General features: G+C 64.8%; 13 protein-coding genes. 6 read left to right on the forward strand and 7 right to left on the reverse strand.

What is annotated here, in order from left to right; all coding sequences use genetic code 11:
* Window positions 1–5: 5 nt before the first annotated feature.
* From ACK4FJ_RS18920 to ACK4FJ_RS18930, 3 genes are read left to right on the forward strand one after another with little or no spacing between them, the layout of a single operon-like run.
* On the forward strand, window positions 6–917 hold the full coding sequence (locus ACK4FJ_RS18920) for an ABC transporter permease (protein ID WP_409768295.1): 912 nt from the start codon (window positions 6–8) through the stop codon (window positions 915–917).
* A gap of 7 nt (window positions 918–924) precedes the next feature.
* Window positions 925–1,920: an ABC transporter ATP-binding protein gene (locus ACK4FJ_RS18925; RefSeq protein WP_409768296.1), complete on the forward strand. Its 996-nt coding sequence runs from the start codon at window positions 925–927 to the stop codon at window positions 1,918–1,920.
* Window positions 1,917–2,912: an ABC transporter ATP-binding protein gene (locus ACK4FJ_RS18930; protein ID WP_409768297.1), complete on the forward strand. Its 996-nt coding sequence runs from the start codon at window positions 1,917–1,919 to the stop codon at window positions 2,910–2,912. The genes ACK4FJ_RS18925 and ACK4FJ_RS18930 overlap by 4 nt, the downstream gene beginning before the upstream one ends.
* 3 nt (window positions 2,913–2,915) lie before the next feature.
* Here ACK4FJ_RS18930 and ACK4FJ_RS18935 read toward each other — a convergent pair whose 3' ends face one another.
* From ACK4FJ_RS18935 to ACK4FJ_RS18950, 4 genes are all read right to left on the reverse strand, one after another.
* Entirely contained in the window at window positions 2,916–5,999 is a 3,084-nt protein-coding gene (locus ACK4FJ_RS18935) for an efflux RND transporter permease subunit (RefSeq protein WP_409768298.1), read from the reverse strand.
* The gene (locus tag ACK4FJ_RS18940) at window positions 5,996–7,105 is read right to left on the reverse strand and encodes an efflux RND transporter periplasmic adaptor subunit (RefSeq protein WP_409768299.1); all 1,110 of its coding nucleotides are present in this window, start codon (window positions 7,103–7,105) and stop codon (window positions 5,996–5,998) included. Before ACK4FJ_RS18940 ends, ACK4FJ_RS18935 begins: the two co-directional genes overlap by 4 nt.
* Window positions 7,106–7,180: 75 nt before the next feature.
* A complete protein-coding gene (locus tag ACK4FJ_RS18945) occupies window positions 7,181–7,453 on the reverse strand; it encodes a ribbon-helix-helix domain-containing protein (RefSeq protein WP_409768300.1) in 273 nt (90 codons plus the stop codon).
* 107 nt (window positions 7,454–7,560) lie between these two features.
* Window positions 7,561–8,763 (reverse strand): pyridoxal phosphate-dependent aminotransferase, encoded by a 1,203-nt coding sequence (locus ACK4FJ_RS18950; protein ID WP_409768301.1) that lies wholly within the window; start codon window positions 8,761–8,763, stop codon window positions 7,561–7,563.
* A 362-nt stretch (window positions 8,764–9,125) separates the two neighbouring features.
* Between ACK4FJ_RS18950 and ACK4FJ_RS18955 the strand changes: the two genes are divergently transcribed.
* The 3 genes from ACK4FJ_RS18955 to ACK4FJ_RS18965 all read left to right on the forward strand — a co-directional run bounded on the left by ACK4FJ_RS18955 (window position 9,126) and on the right by ACK4FJ_RS18965 (window position 12,388).
* On the forward strand, window positions 9,126–10,154 hold the full coding sequence (locus ACK4FJ_RS18955; protein ID WP_409768302.1) for an ABC transporter substrate-binding protein: 1,029 nt from the start codon (window positions 9,126–9,128) through the stop codon (window positions 10,152–10,154).
* Between the two features lie 105 nt (window positions 10,155–10,259).
* Complete coding sequence (locus ACK4FJ_RS18960) at window positions 10,260–11,507, forward strand: CynX/NimT family MFS transporter (RefSeq protein ID WP_409768303.1); 1,248 nt, start codon at window positions 10,260–10,262, stop codon at window positions 11,505–11,507.
* Window positions 11,504–12,388 (forward strand): DMT family transporter, encoded by an 885-nt coding sequence (locus ACK4FJ_RS18965; RefSeq protein WP_409768304.1) that lies wholly within the window; start codon window positions 11,504–11,506, stop codon window positions 12,386–12,388. Before ACK4FJ_RS18960 ends, ACK4FJ_RS18965 begins: the two co-directional genes overlap by 4 nt.
* Here ACK4FJ_RS18965 and ACK4FJ_RS18970 read toward each other — a convergent pair whose 3' ends face one another.
* The 3 genes from ACK4FJ_RS18970 to ACK4FJ_RS18980 form a co-directional block, all read right to left on the reverse strand.
* The gene (locus ACK4FJ_RS18970) at window positions 12,389–13,861 is read right to left on the reverse strand and encodes a methyltransferase (RefSeq protein ID WP_409768330.1); all 1,473 of its coding nucleotides are present in this window, start codon (window positions 13,859–13,861) and stop codon (window positions 12,389–12,391) included.
* Window positions 13,862–13,967: 106 nt separating this feature from the next.
* Window positions 13,968–15,650, reverse strand: a complete 1,683-nt coding sequence (gene ettA, locus ACK4FJ_RS18975; RefSeq protein ID WP_409768305.1) for an energy-dependent translational throttle protein EttA — start codon at window positions 15,648–15,650, stop codon at window positions 13,968–13,970.
* A gap of 147 nt (window positions 15,651–15,797) precedes the next feature.
* Window positions 15,798–16,727, reverse strand: a complete 930-nt coding sequence (locus ACK4FJ_RS18980; protein ID WP_409768306.1) for a histone deacetylase family protein — start codon at window positions 16,725–16,727, stop codon at window positions 15,798–15,800.
* Window positions 16,728–16,896: the final 169 nt, after the last annotated feature.

Here is a 16,896-nt window from a genome sequence, read left to right on the forward strand (position 1 = left end):
GCAGCATGACCGACGCAACCCTGCCCGTCGCCGAGCTGGCCAAGACGGAATCGCCCTGGAAGCGGATCGCCGCCGAATTCGCCGAGAGCAAACTGGCCCTGCTCGGCTTCGTCACGCTGGTGGCGCTGCTGCTGGCCGCCGTGCTGGCGCCCTGGCTGTCGCCACAGGATCCCTACGATCTGGCCGGTCTCGACATTCTCGATGCCCGCCTGCCGCCCGGCGAGGTCTCCGGCATGGGCCTGACCTTCCTGCTCGGCAGCGACGGCCAGGGCCGCGACATGCTGAGCGCCATGCTCTACGGCCTGCGCATCAGCCTGGTGGTCGGCGTCGTCTCGGTGGTCGCCTCGCTGGCGATCGGTGCCGTGGCCGGCATGGCGGCCGCCTATTTCGGCGGCAAGGTCGACGCGATCATCATGCGCATCGTCGACATCCAGTTGTCCTTCCCCGCCATCCTGGTCGCGCTGATCCTGCTGGCCATGCTGGGCAACGGCATGGACAAGGTGATCATCGCGCTGATTGCCGTGCAATGGGCCTATTTCGCCCGTTCCGCCCATGGCGCGGCGCTGGTGGAGCGCAACAAGGAATATGTCGAGGCCGCGCGCTGCCTGGGCCTGAGCCGCACCCGCATGCTGCTGCGCCATCTGCTGCCCAACTGCATGCCGCCGCTGATCGTGATCGCCACCATCAACATTGCCCGCGCCATCACCCTGGAGGCGACGCTCAGCTTCCTCGGCCTCGGCGTGCCGGTCACCGAGCCGTCGCTCGGCATGCTGATTGCGAACGGCTTCGACTACCTGCTCAGCGGCGTGTACTGGATCTCGTTATTCCCCGGCATCCTGCTCACCCTCGTCATCATCGCGATCAACCTGGTTGGCGACCAGTTGCGCGACGTGCTCAACCCCCGTCTCAAGCGCTAAGAGTCCCATGGTCGCGACGCTCCAGGTCGAGAATCTCGAAACCCATTTCCCCAGCCGCGACGGCATCGTACGCGCCGTCGATGGCGTCAGCTTCGCCATCGAGCCCGGCGAAATCCTCGGGCTGGTTGGCGAGTCCGGTTCGGGCAAGTCGATCACCGGCTTTTCCATCCTGGGCCTGATCGACCCCCCGGGCCGCATCGCCGCCGGCAGCATCAAGTTCAAGGGCGAGGAACTGACCACGGCCAGCCCGGAACGCCTGCGCCAGCTGCGCGGCGCCCGCATCGCGATGATCTTCCAGGATCCGATGATGACGCTGAACCCGGTTCTGCGCATCGACACCCAGATGATCGAGACCGTGCAGGCCCATGAAAAGGTCAGCGAGGCCGCCGCCCGCGCGCGCTGTGTCGAGACGCTGAAGGCCGTCGGCATCGCCGCGCCGGAAGACCGCCTGAAATCCTATCCGCACCAGTTCTCGGGCGGCATGCGCCAGCGCATCGCCATCGCCACCGCGCTGCTGCACAAGCCCGACCTGATCATCGCCGACGAACCCACGACGGCGCTGGATGTGACCATCCAGGGCCAGATCCTGTACGAGATGCGCAAGCTGTGCCGCGATACCGGCACGTCGCTGGTCTGGATCACCCACGACCTGTCCGTCGTGGCCGGCCTGGCCGACCGCATCATGGTGATGTATGCCGGCCGCATCGTGGAGACTGGCCCGATCGCCACCGTAATCGAACGGCCGCAGCATCCCTATACCCGCGGCCTGATCGGTTCGGTGCCCGGCGCCATGCCGCGCGGCAAACGGCTGTTCCAGATTCCCGGCATGACGCCGGCCCTGGTCAACCTGCCGCCGGGCTGCCGCTTCAAGAACCGCTGCGCCCGCGCCGATGCCATCTGCGACACGATGCCAGACCTGGTCGAACTGCAGCCCGGCCATGGCGTGCGCTGCCATCACCCGTTCGGCGCCGAGCCGCTGACTCTCGCCGAGGCCCGGTCATGACCGCTTTTCTTGAACTGAAGGATATTTCCAAGCGCTTCGTCTGGCGCCTGGATATCGCCTCGAAGATCGCCAACCTGTTCGGTGCCGGTCTGACGGAACGCGCCGTCCACGCGGTGAACCATGTCGACCTGGCCATCCAGGAAGGCGAAGTGGTTGGCCTGGTGGGTGAATCGGGCTGCGGCAAGTCCACGCTCGGCCGCATCGTCGCCGGCATCATGGATGCCAGCGGCGGCAGCATCAGCTTCCGCGGCAAGACGCTGGCCGAAATGAACCCGACCGAGCGGCGCGACTACAAGCTGGCCGTGCAGATGATCTTTCAGGATCCCTATGCCTCGCTCAACCCGCGCATGCGGGTGGAAGACATCATCGGCGAGGCGCCGGTGGCCCATGGCCTGATCCCGCGTAGCGAGATGGGCGCCTATGTCGAAAAGATCATGGCCCAGGTCGGTCTCGATCCGCGCTATCGCCGCCGTTATCCGCACCAGTTCTCCGGCGGCCAGCGCCAGCGCATCGGCATCGCCCGGGCTCTTGCCGTGAAGCCGCGCTTCATCGTCTGCGACGAAGCCGTCGCGGCACTCGACGTCTCGATCCAGGCCCAGGTGCTGAACCTGTTCATGGACCTGCGCGAGCAGCTGGGCCTGACCTACCTGTTCATCAGCCACAATCTTTCGGTCGTCGAACATATCTCCGACCGCGTGGTGATCATGTATCTGGGCCGGGTGGTGGAAAGCGCGCCGACCGAACAGCTATTCGCCGCGCCTAACCATCCTTATACCCAGGCCCTGCTGGCCGAAGCGCCGAAGCTGGTTGCCACGCGGCGGGATTATTTGCCGATCAAGGGCGAAATCCCCTCGCCGCTGAATCCGCCGCCGGGCTGCCACTTCCACCCGCGCTGCCCGCACGCCATGGCGCGTTGCAAGGCGGAAGCGCCGGCACTGCGGGAAATCGCGCCGGGCCGCCTGTCGGCTTGCCACCTGAACGACGCGGCCTGATGATCAGGCCGCGCGCTTGACCCGGAACCAGGCAGCGTAAAGCGCCGGCAGGAACAGTACGGTCAGCAGCGTCGCCACCAGCAGGCCGCCGATGATGGTGAACGCCATCGGCCCCCAGAAATTGCTGGTCGAAAGCGGGATCATGCCCAGGATCGCCGCCAGCGCGGTGAGGATGATCGGGCGGAACCGCCGCAGCGTGGCATTCACGATGGCATCCCAGGCCTGCTCGCCGCGGCCGATATCCTGTTCGATCTGATCCACCAGGATCACCGAGTTGCGCATGATCATGCCGGCCAGCGCGATGGCGCCCAGCATGGCGACGAAGCCGAACGGCACGTTGAACAGCAGCAGACCCAGCGTCACGCCGATCAGGCCGAGCGGCGCGGTCAGCAGCACCAGCAGCATGCGCGATACGGATTGCAGTTGGATCATCAGCAGGGTCACCATGATGCCGATCATCACCGGCACCACGGCACCGATCGAGGCATTGGCCTTGGCGCTTTCCTCAATAGCCCCGCCCATCACGATGCGGTAGTTCGGCGGCAGCTGCTTGCGCAGAGCGTCCAGCTTCGGCTCAATCTGCATCGAGACAACCGGCGCCTGGATGCCGTCGACGATGTCGGCCCGCACGGTGATCACCGGCTGGCGGTCGCGCCGCCAGATGATGCCTTCCTCGAGACCGTAGCTCACCTCGGCGACTTGGCCGAGCGGAACTGGGCGGCTGCTGTCGGCGCCCGCCACGTTGATGTCCTTCAGGCCGTTGAGGCTGAGGCGTTCATCCGCTTCCGCACGCGCCACCACATCGATCAACTCGCGGCCCTCACGGTATTGCGTGACCGTGATGCCCGATACGATCGAATTAAGCGTGAAGGCGAGATCCTGCGAGGAAATGCCGAGCAGACGGGCCTTGGCCTGGTCGACATCCATCTTCACGACCTTGCTCAGTTCGTCCCAGTCCAGGTTCACATCGCGGGTATTGGGATTTATCCGCATCACGTCGGCGACCTGGAAGGCGATGCGCCGCACCTGCAGGGGATCCGGCCCGCTGACGCGGAACTGCACGGGGAAGCCGACCGGCGGGCCGTTCTCCAGCCGGTTGACGCGGCCGCGCAGCAGCACGAAATCCTCCTGGAAGGCCTTGATCAGGCGATCACGCACCCGTTCGCGCTCGGGGTCGCCGCCGGTCAGCACCACGACCTGGGCGAAATTGTCGTTGGGCAACTGGATATCCAGCGGCAGATAAAAGCGCGGCGAACCGCTGCCGACATAGGTGGCATAACTCACCACGTCGGGATCGTCGCGCAGCATCGCCTCAAGCTTGAGCGCCTCGGCTTCGGTGGCCTGAATCGACGCGCCCTGCGGCAGGCGCAGATCGACCATCAGTTCCGGCCGGTTGGAGGACGGGAAGAACTGCTGCTGCACGAGGCCGAAACCGAGCACGCTGAGAATGAAAATGCCGATGGTCGAGCCGATCACGATCCAGCGCCGGCGTACACACCATTCTACCACCGGCCTGACATAGCGGTAGAAGCCGCGCCGATAAACCTCATCGCCATGCTCATGGCCTTTTTTCGGCGTCGGAAGCAGCTTGTAGCCGATGAACGGCGTGAAGATCACTGCCACCACCCAGGAAACCAGCAGGGAAATGGTGACGACAGCAAAGATCGAGAAGGTGTATTCGCCGGCCGATGACTTGGCGAAGCCGACGGGTACAAAACCGGCCGCCGTGATCAGCGTGCCAGTCAGCATCGGAAAAGCCGTGGAAGTATAGGCGAAGCTGGCAGCACGAAACCGGTCGAAACCCTGTTCCATCTTCACCTGCATCATTTCGACAGCGATGATCGCGTCGTCGACCAGCAGGCCGAGCGAGATGATCAGGGCGCCCAGCGAAATGCGGTGGAAGTCAATACCGAATATCTGCATGCAGACAAAGGTGATCGCCAGCACCAGCGGGATGCACAGCATCACCACCACGCCGCTGCGCAGACCAAGGCTGAGGAAACTGACCGCCAGAACGATGACCACCGCTTCGAGCAGGACCTTCATGAATTCCGAGATCGAACGCTGCACCACGGTCGGCTGATCGGCCACCTTCTTCACCTCGATACCGATCGGCATGTCGGCTTTCAGGCGCGCCATCGTGGCCTCCAATGCCTCGCCCAGTTCGATCATGTTGCCGCCCTTGGCCATCGATATGGCCAGGCCGATGGAATCCTCGCCGTTGAAGCGCAGGCGCGGGCTGGGCGGATCGGCATAATCGCGCCGGATATCGGCAATATCGCCCAGCCGGATCAGCCGGCCGTTGGCCTCGATCGACAATTCCTGCAGGGCACGGGCGGTTTCGATATCGCCGCTCACCCGGGTGGCGATGCGGTCGGACGAGGTCTGGACCACACCCGATGCGGTCTGGTCGTTCTGCTGCTGGATCACCGAGATGATCTGCTGCGGATTGATGCCCAGATTGGCCAGCTTTTTGTTCGAGAATTCGATGTAGATCCGCTCCGGCTGCACGCCAAGCAGATCGGCCTTGCCCACATCCCTGATGCGCAGCAGTTCCTCGCGCACATCCTCCACGTAATCCTTCAGTTCGCGATGGGTGAAGCCGTCGGCGGTGAAGGCATAGATGGTGCCGAAGGTGTCGCCGAACTCGTCGTTGAAGAACGGTCCCTGCACGCCCTGCGGCAGGGTATGGCGCACATCTCCCACCTTCTTGCGCACCTGATACCAGATGTCGGAAACCAGCCTGGGCGGCGTGTCGTCGCGCAGCATCACGTAGACGGTGGATTCCGCCGGCTTGGAATAGCTGCGCACGTTATCGAGGTATGGCGTTTCCTGCAGCTTCTTCTCGATCTTGTCGGTGACCTGCTGTTCCACCTCACGCGCGGTGGCGCCCGGCCAGTTGGTCCGCACGATCATGACCTTGAAGGTAAAATCGGGATCTTCCGCACGGCCGAGCTGCACATAGGACAACGCACCGGCCGCCAGCAGCAGCACGATCAGGAACCCGATCAGGGAGGGGTGGCGCAGTGCCCAGGCGGAAAGGTTGAACCGGTCGGCACCGTCGCCGGCGGGAAACGGATTGCTCACGGCTTCACCCCGGCGACTTCCGGCAGCAGGCGCACGGTCTGGCCCGGGATCAGCTTGTGCACCCCGGCCGTAACCACCTTTTCGCCCTGCTTCAGACCATCGGCAATCAGCACCGCCCTCTCGACATAGGCGGCGACCTGCACCGGCCGCAATTCAACCTTGCCCTCCGCCTCGGTACCGCTGAACACCCAGACGGCCGGCTTGTTGTCTTTCTGGTACAGCGCCGCCAGCGGCAGGGCGACCACGTTGGTGCCGCTGCTGCGCAGGATGGTGACGCTGGCCGTCATACCCAGCCGCATCGCTGCGGGGGCGTTCTGCACCGTCACTTTCACGGCATAAGTGCGGGTCGCGGGATCGGCGCCTGGGGCAATCTCGCGTACCACGCCGGCATATTCCGCGTCTGGCTGCGCCCACAAGCTGATGGAAATGGCGGTGGCATTGCGCAGTTCATCGAGGCGGTTCTCCGCCACGTTGAACACGACTTCCTTTTCCTCCGGCCGCGCCAGCTTCATCACCGTTTGGCCTGATGCCACCACCTGCCCAGCTTCGGCGCTGATCGCCGTGATCACGCCATCGGCATCGGCATGCAGTTCGGTGTAGTCCAACTGGTTCTGCGCCACGCGCAGCTGCGAGCGCACGCTCTCCAACTGGGCCTCGGCGGTGTTGTAGGTATTCTGGCGGCGATCCAGCTCGGCCTGGCTGACCACTTTGCTGTCAAACAGCTTGCGATAGCGGTTCAACTCGGTCTGCGCCTGGTTGAAATTAGCCTGCGCGGCATTGAGCTGCGCGCGGGCATTCTGAATCTGCAGCCGGGTATCCTCGGGATCGAGGCGGGCGAGCAGTGCGCCCTTTTTCACCTCGGAGCCGATCTCGACATAACGGGCGACCAGCTTGCCGCCGATGCGGAAGGCCAGATTGGTCTCGTAGCGGGCGCGGACTTCGCCGGTATAGCTGGAACGGCTTTCGAAAGCCTGGGGCATCACGGTGGAAACACGGACGGGGCGGATCGGCTCCGGTGGCGGAGCCGGGCGATCGCAGGCCGCTACAATCACCGCAAGGGCTGCCGCCAGGGCCGCCCTGCTGAACGTCTCACGCATCGCAAACATCGCCGTCTCTCCTGTCGGACGGCCGCGTGGGAGCGTTGCTGTTAATGTACCTGACGTCCCCCGACGTGCCGCACGCTACTCATCTTGCTTCCCTGCCGGATTCGCCGCTCTGCTGGCGGGTTCCTCCGGTTGCAGCCTGCCCTGCCGCGCCTGTTCCAGGACCCAGACCCGGATGGCGCTCGACAGGTTGCCCATGCGTGCAGCGTCGATGTCGCTGACCATCTGGTTGATGGTCTTGTTTTCCTGGATGGCCAGCGTTTGCAGCGCGCCCCAGAACGCCTGTTCCAGGGAAATGCTGGTCCGGTGGCCACCCACCACAACGGAGCGTTTCTTAACCGTTGTCGGCATCGTTACCCTGCCCGGCCGGGCGGCCGCGACAGAGGCTGCTTAGCATTCGCGGATTTCCGCGCCAAGACAGCCTCCCTCTCCGGCGTGATGGCCGTCACCAGTTACCGTTAGGAAAGTTCGGCGCAGAATTCCTGGATGCGCGAGCAGGCATCCTTCAGCGCTTCGGTTGACGTAGCGTAAGAGATGCGGAAATGCGGGCTGAGGCCGAAGGCCTCGCCGAACACCACGGCCACGCCCTTTTCTTCCAGCAATGCATTGCAGAAATCCTGGTCGTTGCCGATCTTCACGCCGCCCTTCGAGGTCTTGCCGATAGTGCCGGCGCAGCTCGGATAGACATAGAAGGCGCCCTCGGGCTTCGGGCAGTGGATGCCCTTGGCCTGGTTCAGCATGGACACCACCAGATCGCGGCGCTGCTTGAACACCGCGTTGTTCTTCGGGATGAAGTCCTGCGGACCGTTCAGCGCCTCGACAGCGGCTGCCTGGCTGATCGAAGACGGGTTCGAGGTCGACTGCGACTGCAGATTGCCCATCGCCTTGATCAGTTGCACCGGGCCGCCGGCATAGCCAATGCGCCAGCCGGTCATGCAATAGGCCTTCGACACGCCGTTCATGGTCAGCGTGCGCTCGTACAGGGTGGGTTCGACCTGCGCCGGCGTGGTGAATACAAAGTTGTCGTAGGTCAGGTGTTCATACATGTCGTCGGTCAGGATCCAGACATGCGGATGGCGCAGCAGCACATCGGTCAGCGCCTTCAATTCGTCGCGGGTATAGGCCGCGCCCGACGGATTCGACGGCGAGTTCATGACCACCCACTTGGTCTTCGGGGTGATCGCCGCCTCCAGCGCCTCGGGGCGCAGCTTGAAGCCATCCTCAGCCTTGCCGATGACGAAAACCGGCTTGCCGCCAGCAAAATTCACGATATCGGGATAGCTGACCCAGTAGGGCGCCGGGATGATCACCTCGTCGCCCGGATTCACGGTGGCCAGCAGGGCGTTGAACAGCACCTGCTTGCCGCCTGTGCCGACCGAAATCTGCTCCGGCTTGTAGGTCAGGCCGTTCTCGCGCTTGAACTTCTCGACAATCGCCTGCTTCAGGGCCGGTGTGCCGTCCACATCGGTATATCGGGTCTCGCCACGGTCGATGGCCGCCTTGGCAGCTTCGCGGATATTGGCCGGTGTCTCGAAATCGGGCTCGCCCGCGCCCAGGCCGATCACGTCGCGGCCGGCCGCCTTCAGTGCACGGGCCTTCTGGGTGGCGGCGATGGTGGCGGATGGCTTGATGCGACCGAGAGCATCGGACAGGAACGGCATGGGATCTGCGACTCCTAGCGCGGAGGATAAGGAAAAAATGCGGGCGAACCATACGTCTGCCGTCAGGGCAGCGCAACCGGGCATCACGGCGTTTTCCCCGTGGACCTGCCGGAAAAGCGGGCAATCAGGCCGATCCACGGGCAGCCATGCCCGAACATCGCGGATCGACAACCGATTCCACCACCGGTTCCCGTCCTGCGCAGAACCGCGGAATTGGTCCCAGAATTGCATACAGTTTGCCCCGGACCTGTGTCCGATTTCGCCCTTGGCGGGCGGTTTCCGCCCGGCATAGACTGCCGGGCCTAAGCCGAAGACCCGACTCGCATAATCGGCCAGGAATCATTTACGGGGAGACCGTCACCATGACTTTCGTTCGTCCGCTTACCTTTGCCGCCGCCGGCCTGACGCTGGCCCTCGGCCTGGGCGCCACCGGCCAAGCCGCAGCCCAGACCAAGCTGAAATTCACCCTCGACTGGGCCTTCCAGGGGCCGACCTCCGCTTTCCTGCTGGCCGAGCAGAAGGGCTATTACAAGGCCGAGGGCCTCGACATCACCATCGATGCCGGCCAGGGCTCGGCCGGCGCGCTGCAGCGCGTGGCCACCGGCGCCTACGAGATGGGCTATGCCGACATCAACGCCCTGATCGAATATAATGTGAAGAACCCCGACAGCCAGGTGAAGGCTGTGATGATGGGTTACGATGCCGCGCCGTTCGGCGTCTATGCCCTGAAATCCTCGGGCATCAAGACCCCGAAGGACCTGGAAGGCAAGAAGCTGGGCGCGCCGGTCTTCGACGCCTCGTTCAAGCTGTTCCCCGCCTTCGCCGCCAAGGTCGGGATCGACCGGACCAAGGTCACCCACATCAACCTGCAGCCGCCGCTGCGCGAGCCGAGCCTGAAGAACGGCAGCGTGGATTTCATCAGCGGCCACTACTTCTCTTCGATCCTCGACCTGGAGAAGATCGGCGTGAAGGCCGATGAAGTCATGGCCTTCCCCTATGCCGATTACGGCATGGACTTCTACGGCAACGCCATCATCGCCTCGCCGAAATTCATCAAGGAGAACCCGGCGGCCATCAAGGGTGTGGTGAAGGCCACCATCAAGGCCTGGAAGGAAATCGCCGCCAATCCCGAACTGGGCGTGAAAGCCACCAAGACCCGCGACGGCCTGACTGACGAGGCGCTGGAAATGAAGCGCCTCAAGCTGTCGCTGGAGCGCAACGTGCTGACCAAGTGGGTCAAGGAGAACGGCTTCGGCGGCGTCGACATGGCCCGCCTGCAGCGTTCCTCGGATGCCGTGGCGTCCGCCGTCGGCCTGCCGCGCGCTCCGGCCGCCAAGGAACTGTTCGAGGACGGCTTCCTGCCGCCCAAGGCGGAACGCATGATGCCGTGATCGACGGCTGAAAACCTGCTATCAGGAAGGCGGCGGGGCAACCCGCCGCCTTTTCTGTTTCATCCCCTCTGTTTCCCCAGTCCGCCGTCGCGCCAACACATAATAATGACCGTTTCGCAACCCAGCAGCATGCCGGCCCAGTCCGCGCCGATACAGGCCGAGCCCGCGCCGTCCGGGCCGGCACAGACACACTGGCTGGCCGTGGCCGCCGTGCTGGCGGCCGGCGTGATCATCTCGATGCAGGTCGGCAAACTGCCGCCGTTGCTCAACACCCTGCGCAGTGAATTCGGCCTCGATCTGGTCACTGGCGGCCTGCTGGCCTCTTCGGTCAGCCTGCTGGGCGGCATCATCGGCATCGCCGCCGGTTTCATCTCCGACCGCATCGGCGGCCGGCGCAGCCTGGCGCTGGGCCTGGCGATCGGCGCGATCGGCAGCCTGGCCGGCGCTTTCAGCCTTTCTGCCCTGCCGCTGCTGGCCGCGCGCCTGCTGGAGGGCCTGGGCTTCGTGCTGACCGTGGTTTCCGGCCCCAGCCTGATCGCCATGGCAGCCCGGCCTGACCAGCGCCACCTCGCGCTGGGATTCTGGAGCAGCTACATGCCGCTGGGCGTCACCCTGGGCATGCTGGGCGCTTTGCTGGTCGGCAATCTGTTCGACTGGCGTGGCCTGTGGCTTGCCATGGCCGGGGTGCTGTTCGTGGCAGCCATTGTGCTGTATCGCCTGACCGATGGGATTGCCCAGCCGCGCGCGCGGCGCTTCAGCGCGGCGGCCCTGCGCCGACCCGGCCCATGGCTGCTGGCCGGCTGCTTCGCCTGCTACACGACGCAATGGTTTTCCATCGTCACCTGGATGCCGACCTATCTGCACCAGAGCGGCCACCTGGGCGACACCGGCATTGCGCTCGGAACGGCCGCGGTAGTGCTAGTCAATGCCGTGGGCACCACGGCAGCGGCCGGCCTGATGCATCGCGGCCTGCCGCGCTGGCTGCTGATCGCCGGTGCCGGCATGGTGATGGCCATCTTCGGCCTGCTCAGCTTTGGCCCGGACATGCCGGTGGCGGGCAAGATCGCCTGCGCGATGGCGGCCAGCGGTTTCGGCGGCATGCTGCCATCCGCCGTGCTGGCCAGCGTGCCGGTCGAGGCGCGCGATCCGGGCGAGATCGCCACGGTCAACGGCGTGGTGATACAGCTGCTCAATATCGGTTCTTTCGCCGGCCCGCCGGCCCTGGCCGTTCTGGTCACCTGGTTCGGCGGCTGGGAAAACGGGCGCTGGCTGCTGCCAGTCGCCGGCCTGGCCAGCATGGCCCTGGCGCTCGGCCTGCGCGCCACGGAACGGCAGCGGAGACATGCGGCATGAAATTCGGTCGCGGCGACGCCTATCTGCTGCTCACCGTCATCATCTGGGGCAATACCTTCCCCACGGCGAAATACGTACTGGGCGTGATACCGCCCAATGTCTACGCCTCCACCCGCTATCTGCTGGCCGCCGTCACCCTGATGCTGGTTCTGGCCTGGCGCGACGGACTGCGCCTGCCGCGCAGGCAGGACCTGCTGCCCCTGATTGGCTTCGGCCTGCTCGGCATCACGCTGATGCAGTTGCTGTGGACCAACGCCCTGTCGCTCACGGCCGCCTCGAAGGGCGCGATCCTGGTGGCGGTGTCGCCGATCTGGGCCATGCTGATCTCCACCCTGCGCGGCCAACGCCCGTCCATCCCCGCCTGGGCGGGCATCCTGATCTCGTTCGGCGGCGTATTCCTCGTCATCAACAACAGCATCACCGCGATCACGGTGGGTGGCGGCTCGCTGCTGGGCGACCTGCTGTTCCTGACCGTCGCCTTCTGCTGGGCCTGCTATTCGGTTTTTGCGCCGCCCTACCTGGCCCGGCTGGGCGCGCTGTATCTCTCGGCCTGGTCGATGCTGTTCGGTGCCATCGCCCTCAGCCCGGCCATGCTGTTCGGCATCGCCGATATCGACTGGAGCGTCGTCACGCCCCTGCACTGGGCCGGCTTCCTGTTCACCGCCATCTTCGCTGGCGCGCTGGGCTACCTGTTCTGGTACGAAGGCATCGCGCGCCTGGGTGTGGCGCGTTCAGTGGTCTATTCCTACCTGATCCCGGTTTTCGCGTTGCTGTCGGCCGTCAGTTTCCTGGGCGAACACGTCTCGGCCATCCAGCTGGCCGGCGCGGCCATCGTAATCGGCGGACTGGCGCTGACACGGATCAGCACCACGAAAACCTGATCAGCTTTCGGCGATCAGGCACAGGGCCGGCGCGCCATCCGGCAGGCTGACGGGCTCGACAGCGATCACCACCAGACCCTCGGCCTTGGCCATCTCGCGCAGCTCGGCCTCGTCACGGGTGCTGGTCACTGCGATAAATACGCCCGCCAGCGCGAGGGCGATCTTCACGGCCGAGAAAACCGCCGACAGATCACGTTCGCGGTCCAGCAGATCGACAGCCAGCATCAGGTCGTAATGGTCCGGTCGCGCCTCCAGGAATGGGATGATCGTATCGGTGTCGCAATCGTCATAAACGCCGGCTTCGAAGGCGCGGCGGCTGCGGTCGGCATCTTCGGAAACCATATCCAGATGCTGGGCAAGGCGGCGCAGCTCGGCAGTATGCCGGCCCATGCCACCGCCGATATCGACAGCCCAGCCCACGGCGAAATCGTTGCCGATCATACGTTCGGCGGCCTGCTGCAGGATGGCAGCGGCCGGCGCGTCGAGGCCATCCAGCAATTCATCGGTGCTCAGTGTGGTCAGCGGATCGACCGGTATCGGCGGGATCAAGCGCAGGGCGAAGACATAACCGGGCACCGGCCGGCCTTCCTCCTGCCGCAGTTCGACCTCTTCCAGCGCGATCACATCGAAGCCGGCTTCGGCGGCGCGCTTGCGCAGATAGGTTTCGCCATGCTGGTAGCGGCCGGTCTTCGATGCCGTGTAACGCGCCTCGGCACCCTTCTCCACGGTGGCGACGAACAGGCCGTCGGGCTGCAGGCAGTCGCGCACGGCGATGAACAGCGAGCGCAGGTCTCCGAAATAGGACAGTACATCGGCGGCCAGCACCAGATCGTAGACCGCCGGTCGCTTGAGCAAAGCGGCGACGATCTCGCCCACGATCAGTTCGTCATACACGCCGCGCTGACGCGCCTTGTCGACCATGCGTGGCGACAGGTCGATGCCATCCAGCCGGCGCACAAGCTTCTGCACTTCCGGACCTAGCAGTCCCGTGCCGCAGCCCAGGTCGATGGCGCGGGTCGCGATACGGCCCACCAGCAGCCGTGTCGCGACCGCAGCCACCTGCTGCGGTGCCTTGTAGTCCAGCCAGCCGACCAGCTTCTCGTCGAAGCTGTCGGCGAAGGCATCGAACAGGCCAGCGATATAATCGGCATTCGCCTTGTCGGGTGCCTCACCCGACAGGATGGCGGCCATATGCCGCGCCTCGGCATGATCGGGCCGCAGCGCGAGCAGGTGGCGATAGGTCAGCAACGCATCGGCGCGCCGGTCGAGCCGGATCTGCAACCGCGCCACCTGATGCAGCAACGGTTCGGAATCGGGATTGGCCGCCAGGGCCTGCTGCAGCCGCGCGAGGTTGCTTGCCAGCGTCTCGTTCAGGCGCAGTTGCGCTAGGGCCGAATGAACGCGATCGATCTGTTCCGGCTGCGGCGGCGCCACCGGCAGGGCGGCTTTGACGCCGCCCAGGCCCAACAGCATGTCGGACACCGAAACCGGCCGGGCAACCGGCGCGGCTGGCCGGCCGGGGGCAGCCCCACCGGCCTTTTTCCGCGCCCGTCGTTCCCGCCGGTTCATCGCGCCGCGATCAGCCGCGGGTCAGCGGCTTGTAGCGGATGCGATGCGGCTGGTCGGCATCGGCACCCAGACGGCGCTTCTTGTCGGCCTCGTAATCCTGGAAGTTGCCTTCGAACCACTCCACATGGCTGTCACCCTCGAAGGCCATGATGTGGGTGGCGATGCGGTCGAGGAACCAGCGATCGTGGCTGATCACGATGGCGCAGCCGGCGAAGTTCAGCAGCGCCTCTTCCAGCGCTCGCATCGTGTCGACGTCCAGATCGTTGGTCGGTTCGTCGAGCAGCAGCACGTTGGCGCCTGACTTCAGCATCTTGGCCAGATGCAGGCGGTTACGCTCGCCGCCCGACAGCATGCCGACCTTCTTCTGCTGGTCGGCGCCCTTGAAGTTGAACCACGAGCAATAGGCGCGGCTCGGCACCTCGCGCTTGCCCAGCAGGATCATGTCGTCGCCGTTGGAGAGTTCCTCCCACACGGTCTTCTTGTCGTTCAGGCTGTCGCGGCTCTGGTCGACATAGCCCATCTTCACACTGTCGCCGACGCGCAGCGTGCCGCCATCGGGCTGCTCCTGGCCGGTGAGCATGCGGAACAGCGTGGTCTTGCCGGCGCCGTTCGGGCCGATGATGCCGACGATGCCGCCGGGCGGCAGCTTGAACGACAGGTCGTCGATCAGCAGGCGGTCGCCGAAAGCCTTGCTCAGATGCTCGGCCTCGACCACCACGTTACCCAGGCGCGGGCCGGGCGGGATGGTGATCGACACCTGGTCGGCCACCTTCTCGCTCTGCTGCGCCAGCATTTCCTCATACGCCTTGAGGCGCGCCTTGGACTTGGCCTGGCGGGCGCGTGGACTCTGGCGCACCCATTCCAGTTCCTGGGCCAGCGACTTGCGCCGCGAATCCTCTTCCTTGCCTTCCTGGGCCAGGCGCTTTTCCTTCTGCTCCAGCCAGGACGAATAATTGCCTTCCCACGGAATGCCCGAACCGCGATCCAGTTCGAGGATCCAGCCGGCGACGTTATCGAGGAAATAACGGTCGTGGGTGATCGCCACCACCGTGCCCTCGTATTCGTGCAGGAAGCGCTCCAGCCAGGCCACCGATTCCGCATCCAGGTGGTTGGTCGGCTCGTCGAGCAGCAGCATGTCGGGCTTGGACAGCAGCAGGCGGCACAAAGCCACGCGGCGCTTCTCACCGCCCGACAGCTTGGTTACATCGGCATCGCTGGCCGGGCAGCGCAGCGCATCCATGGCGATCTCGACGTTGCGCTGCAGGTCCCATGCATTGGCGGCGTCGATCTTTTCCTGCAACTCCGCCTGTTCGGCGATCAGCGCATTCATCTCGTCGTCGTCGGTGACCTCGGCGAACTTGTTCGAGACTTCCTCGAAACGGTCGAGCAGGGCCTTGGTCTCGGCCACGCCCTCCATTACGTTGCCCAGCACGTCCTTGGCCGGATCGAGCTGCGGCTCCTGCGGCAGGTAGCCCACCTTCACGCCGTCGGCGGCCCAGGCCTCGCCAGTGAAATCCTTGTCCAGGCCGGCCATGATCTTCAGCAGGGTCGATTTGCCGGCGCCGTTCAGACCGAGCACGCCGATCTTGGCGCCCGGCAGGAAGCTGAGCCAGATATCCTTCAGGACCTGCTTGCCGCCCGGATAGGTCTTGCCCAGGCCCTTCATCACGTAGATGTACTGGTAACTCGCCATGTCATGCTCCGGCGGTGAAAGACCGCGAAAAGTCGTCAAAAAAGTCGGCCGAGTTGTATAGAAACAGGGGCTTCCGCGCAATGCGGGGCGCCATTCCTGGAATGCGACGAAGGCCGCAAACAGCGGGCTTTCCGGCGCTTTCCGGGTTCAGGCCAGCATCAGCGCCCGGACATGGGCCGCGCTGGCGCTGGCCAGGGCATTCAGGTCATACCCGCCCTCCAGCGCCGAAACCACTCGTCCCGAGGCGGTTTTGGCCGCTACGGCCAGCAGCTGTTCGGTGATCCAGTAATAATCCTGATCCAGCAGCTGCAACTGGGCTAGCGGATCGCTGATATGGGCATCGAAACCGGCCGAGATCAGCACCAGTTCGGGCGCGAACCCCTCCAGTTTGGGCAGCAGCACCTTCTCCACGGCGCTGCGGAAATCCGTCGAGCCGGCAAAGGCGCGCAACGGCACATTCACGATATTGCCGGCCACGCCTTTTTCATTCTGCGCCCCGGTGCCCGGATAAAGCGGATATTGATGCGTGGAGGCGTAGAAAAGATCGGGATCGGCCGCGAAGGCAGCCTGGGTGCCATTGCCGTGATGCACGTCGAAATCGATCACGGCCACGCGCTGCAGGCCCCATTGCGCCCGGGCATGCTGGGCGCCGATCGCCACGTTATTGAACAGGCAGAAACCCATCGCCTGGTCGGGTTCGGCATGATGGCCCGGCGGCCGCACCGCGCAGAAGGCATTGCGCAGATCGCCCTGCATCACTGCGTCCACCGCGGCGCAGACCGCCCCGGCCGCACGCAGGGCTGCCTCGCCCGAACCGGGGGAAACCACGGTATCGCCATCGACATAGCGCAGGCCGTTGGTCGGGATCGACCGCAGCACCCGGTCGACAAAATCGCCCGGATGGACCCGGGCGATCTGCTCGGCGGTGGCCCGGGGGGCCTCACGCCGGTCGAGGTACAGGAACTCCTCGGCTTCCAGACGGGCCAGGACAGCCCGCAGCCTTTCCGGGCATTCCGGATGGCCCTCTCCCGTGTCGTGGGCAAAGCAGGCGGAATGGGAAAACAGCCCGGTTACCATCGCGCCATCCTGACCATTCCCGTGACCATTTTATGGGCTCCCTCCCGGCCTGCCTGTTATCGCAAATTTGGCAGGACCTTGCTCGACCGCACGTATACAATAGATCATGTTACTGACGATCCCGGCAATGCCCCTCGACCGCAGGAAGCGCAGGCCGGATTGATCGGAC

It is taken from the genome of Ferrovibrio sp. (assembly GCF_046297595.1).
Taxonomy (GTDB): domain Bacteria; phylum Pseudomonadota; class Alphaproteobacteria; order Ferrovibrionales; family Ferrovibrionaceae; genus Ferrovibrio.

Bases quoted from the DNA above. Each gene is read 5' to 3' on its own strand.
- ACK4FJ_RS18930 (WP_409768297.1), top strand. From the start codon at position 1,917: ATGACCGCTTTTCTTGAACTGAAGGATATTTCCAAGCGCTTCGTCTGG.
- ACK4FJ_RS18940 (WP_409768299.1), bottom strand. From the start codon at position 7,105: ATGTTTGCGATGCGTGAGACGTTCAGCAGGGCGGCCCTGGCGGCAGCC.
- ACK4FJ_RS18950 (WP_409768301.1), bottom strand. From the start codon at position 8,763: ATGCCGTTCCTGTCCGATGCTCTCGGTCGCATCAAGCCATCCGCCACC.
- ettA (WP_409768305.1), bottom strand. From the start codon at position 15,650: ATGGCGAGTTACCAGTACATCTACGTGATGAAGGGCCTGGGCAAGACC.
- ACK4FJ_RS18980 (WP_409768306.1), bottom strand. From the start codon at position 16,727: ATGGTAACCGGGCTGTTTTCCCATTCCGCCTGCTTTGCCCACGACACG.
- ACK4FJ_RS18920 (WP_409768295.1), top strand. From the start codon at position 6: ATGACCGACGCAACCCTGCCCGTCGCCGAGCTGGCCAAGACGGAATCG.
- ACK4FJ_RS18925 (WP_409768296.1), top strand. From the start codon at position 925: ATGGTCGCGACGCTCCAGGTCGAGAATCTCGAAACCCATTTCCCCAGC.
- ACK4FJ_RS18970 (WP_409768330.1), bottom strand. From the start codon at position 13,861: ATGCTGTTGGGCCTGGGCGGCGTCAAAGCCGCCCTGCCGGTGGCGCCG.
- ACK4FJ_RS18945 (WP_409768300.1), bottom strand. From the start codon at position 7,453: ATGCCGACAACGGTTAAGAAACGCTCCGTTGTGGTGGGTGGCCACCGG.
- ACK4FJ_RS18960 (WP_409768303.1), top strand. From the start codon at position 10,260: ATGACCGTTTCGCAACCCAGCAGCATGCCGGCCCAGTCCGCGCCGATA.
- ACK4FJ_RS18955 (WP_409768302.1), top strand. From the start codon at position 9,126: ATGACTTTCGTTCGTCCGCTTACCTTTGCCGCCGCCGGCCTGACGCTG.
- ACK4FJ_RS18965 (WP_409768304.1), top strand. From the start codon at position 11,504: ATGAAATTCGGTCGCGGCGACGCCTATCTGCTGCTCACCGTCATCATC.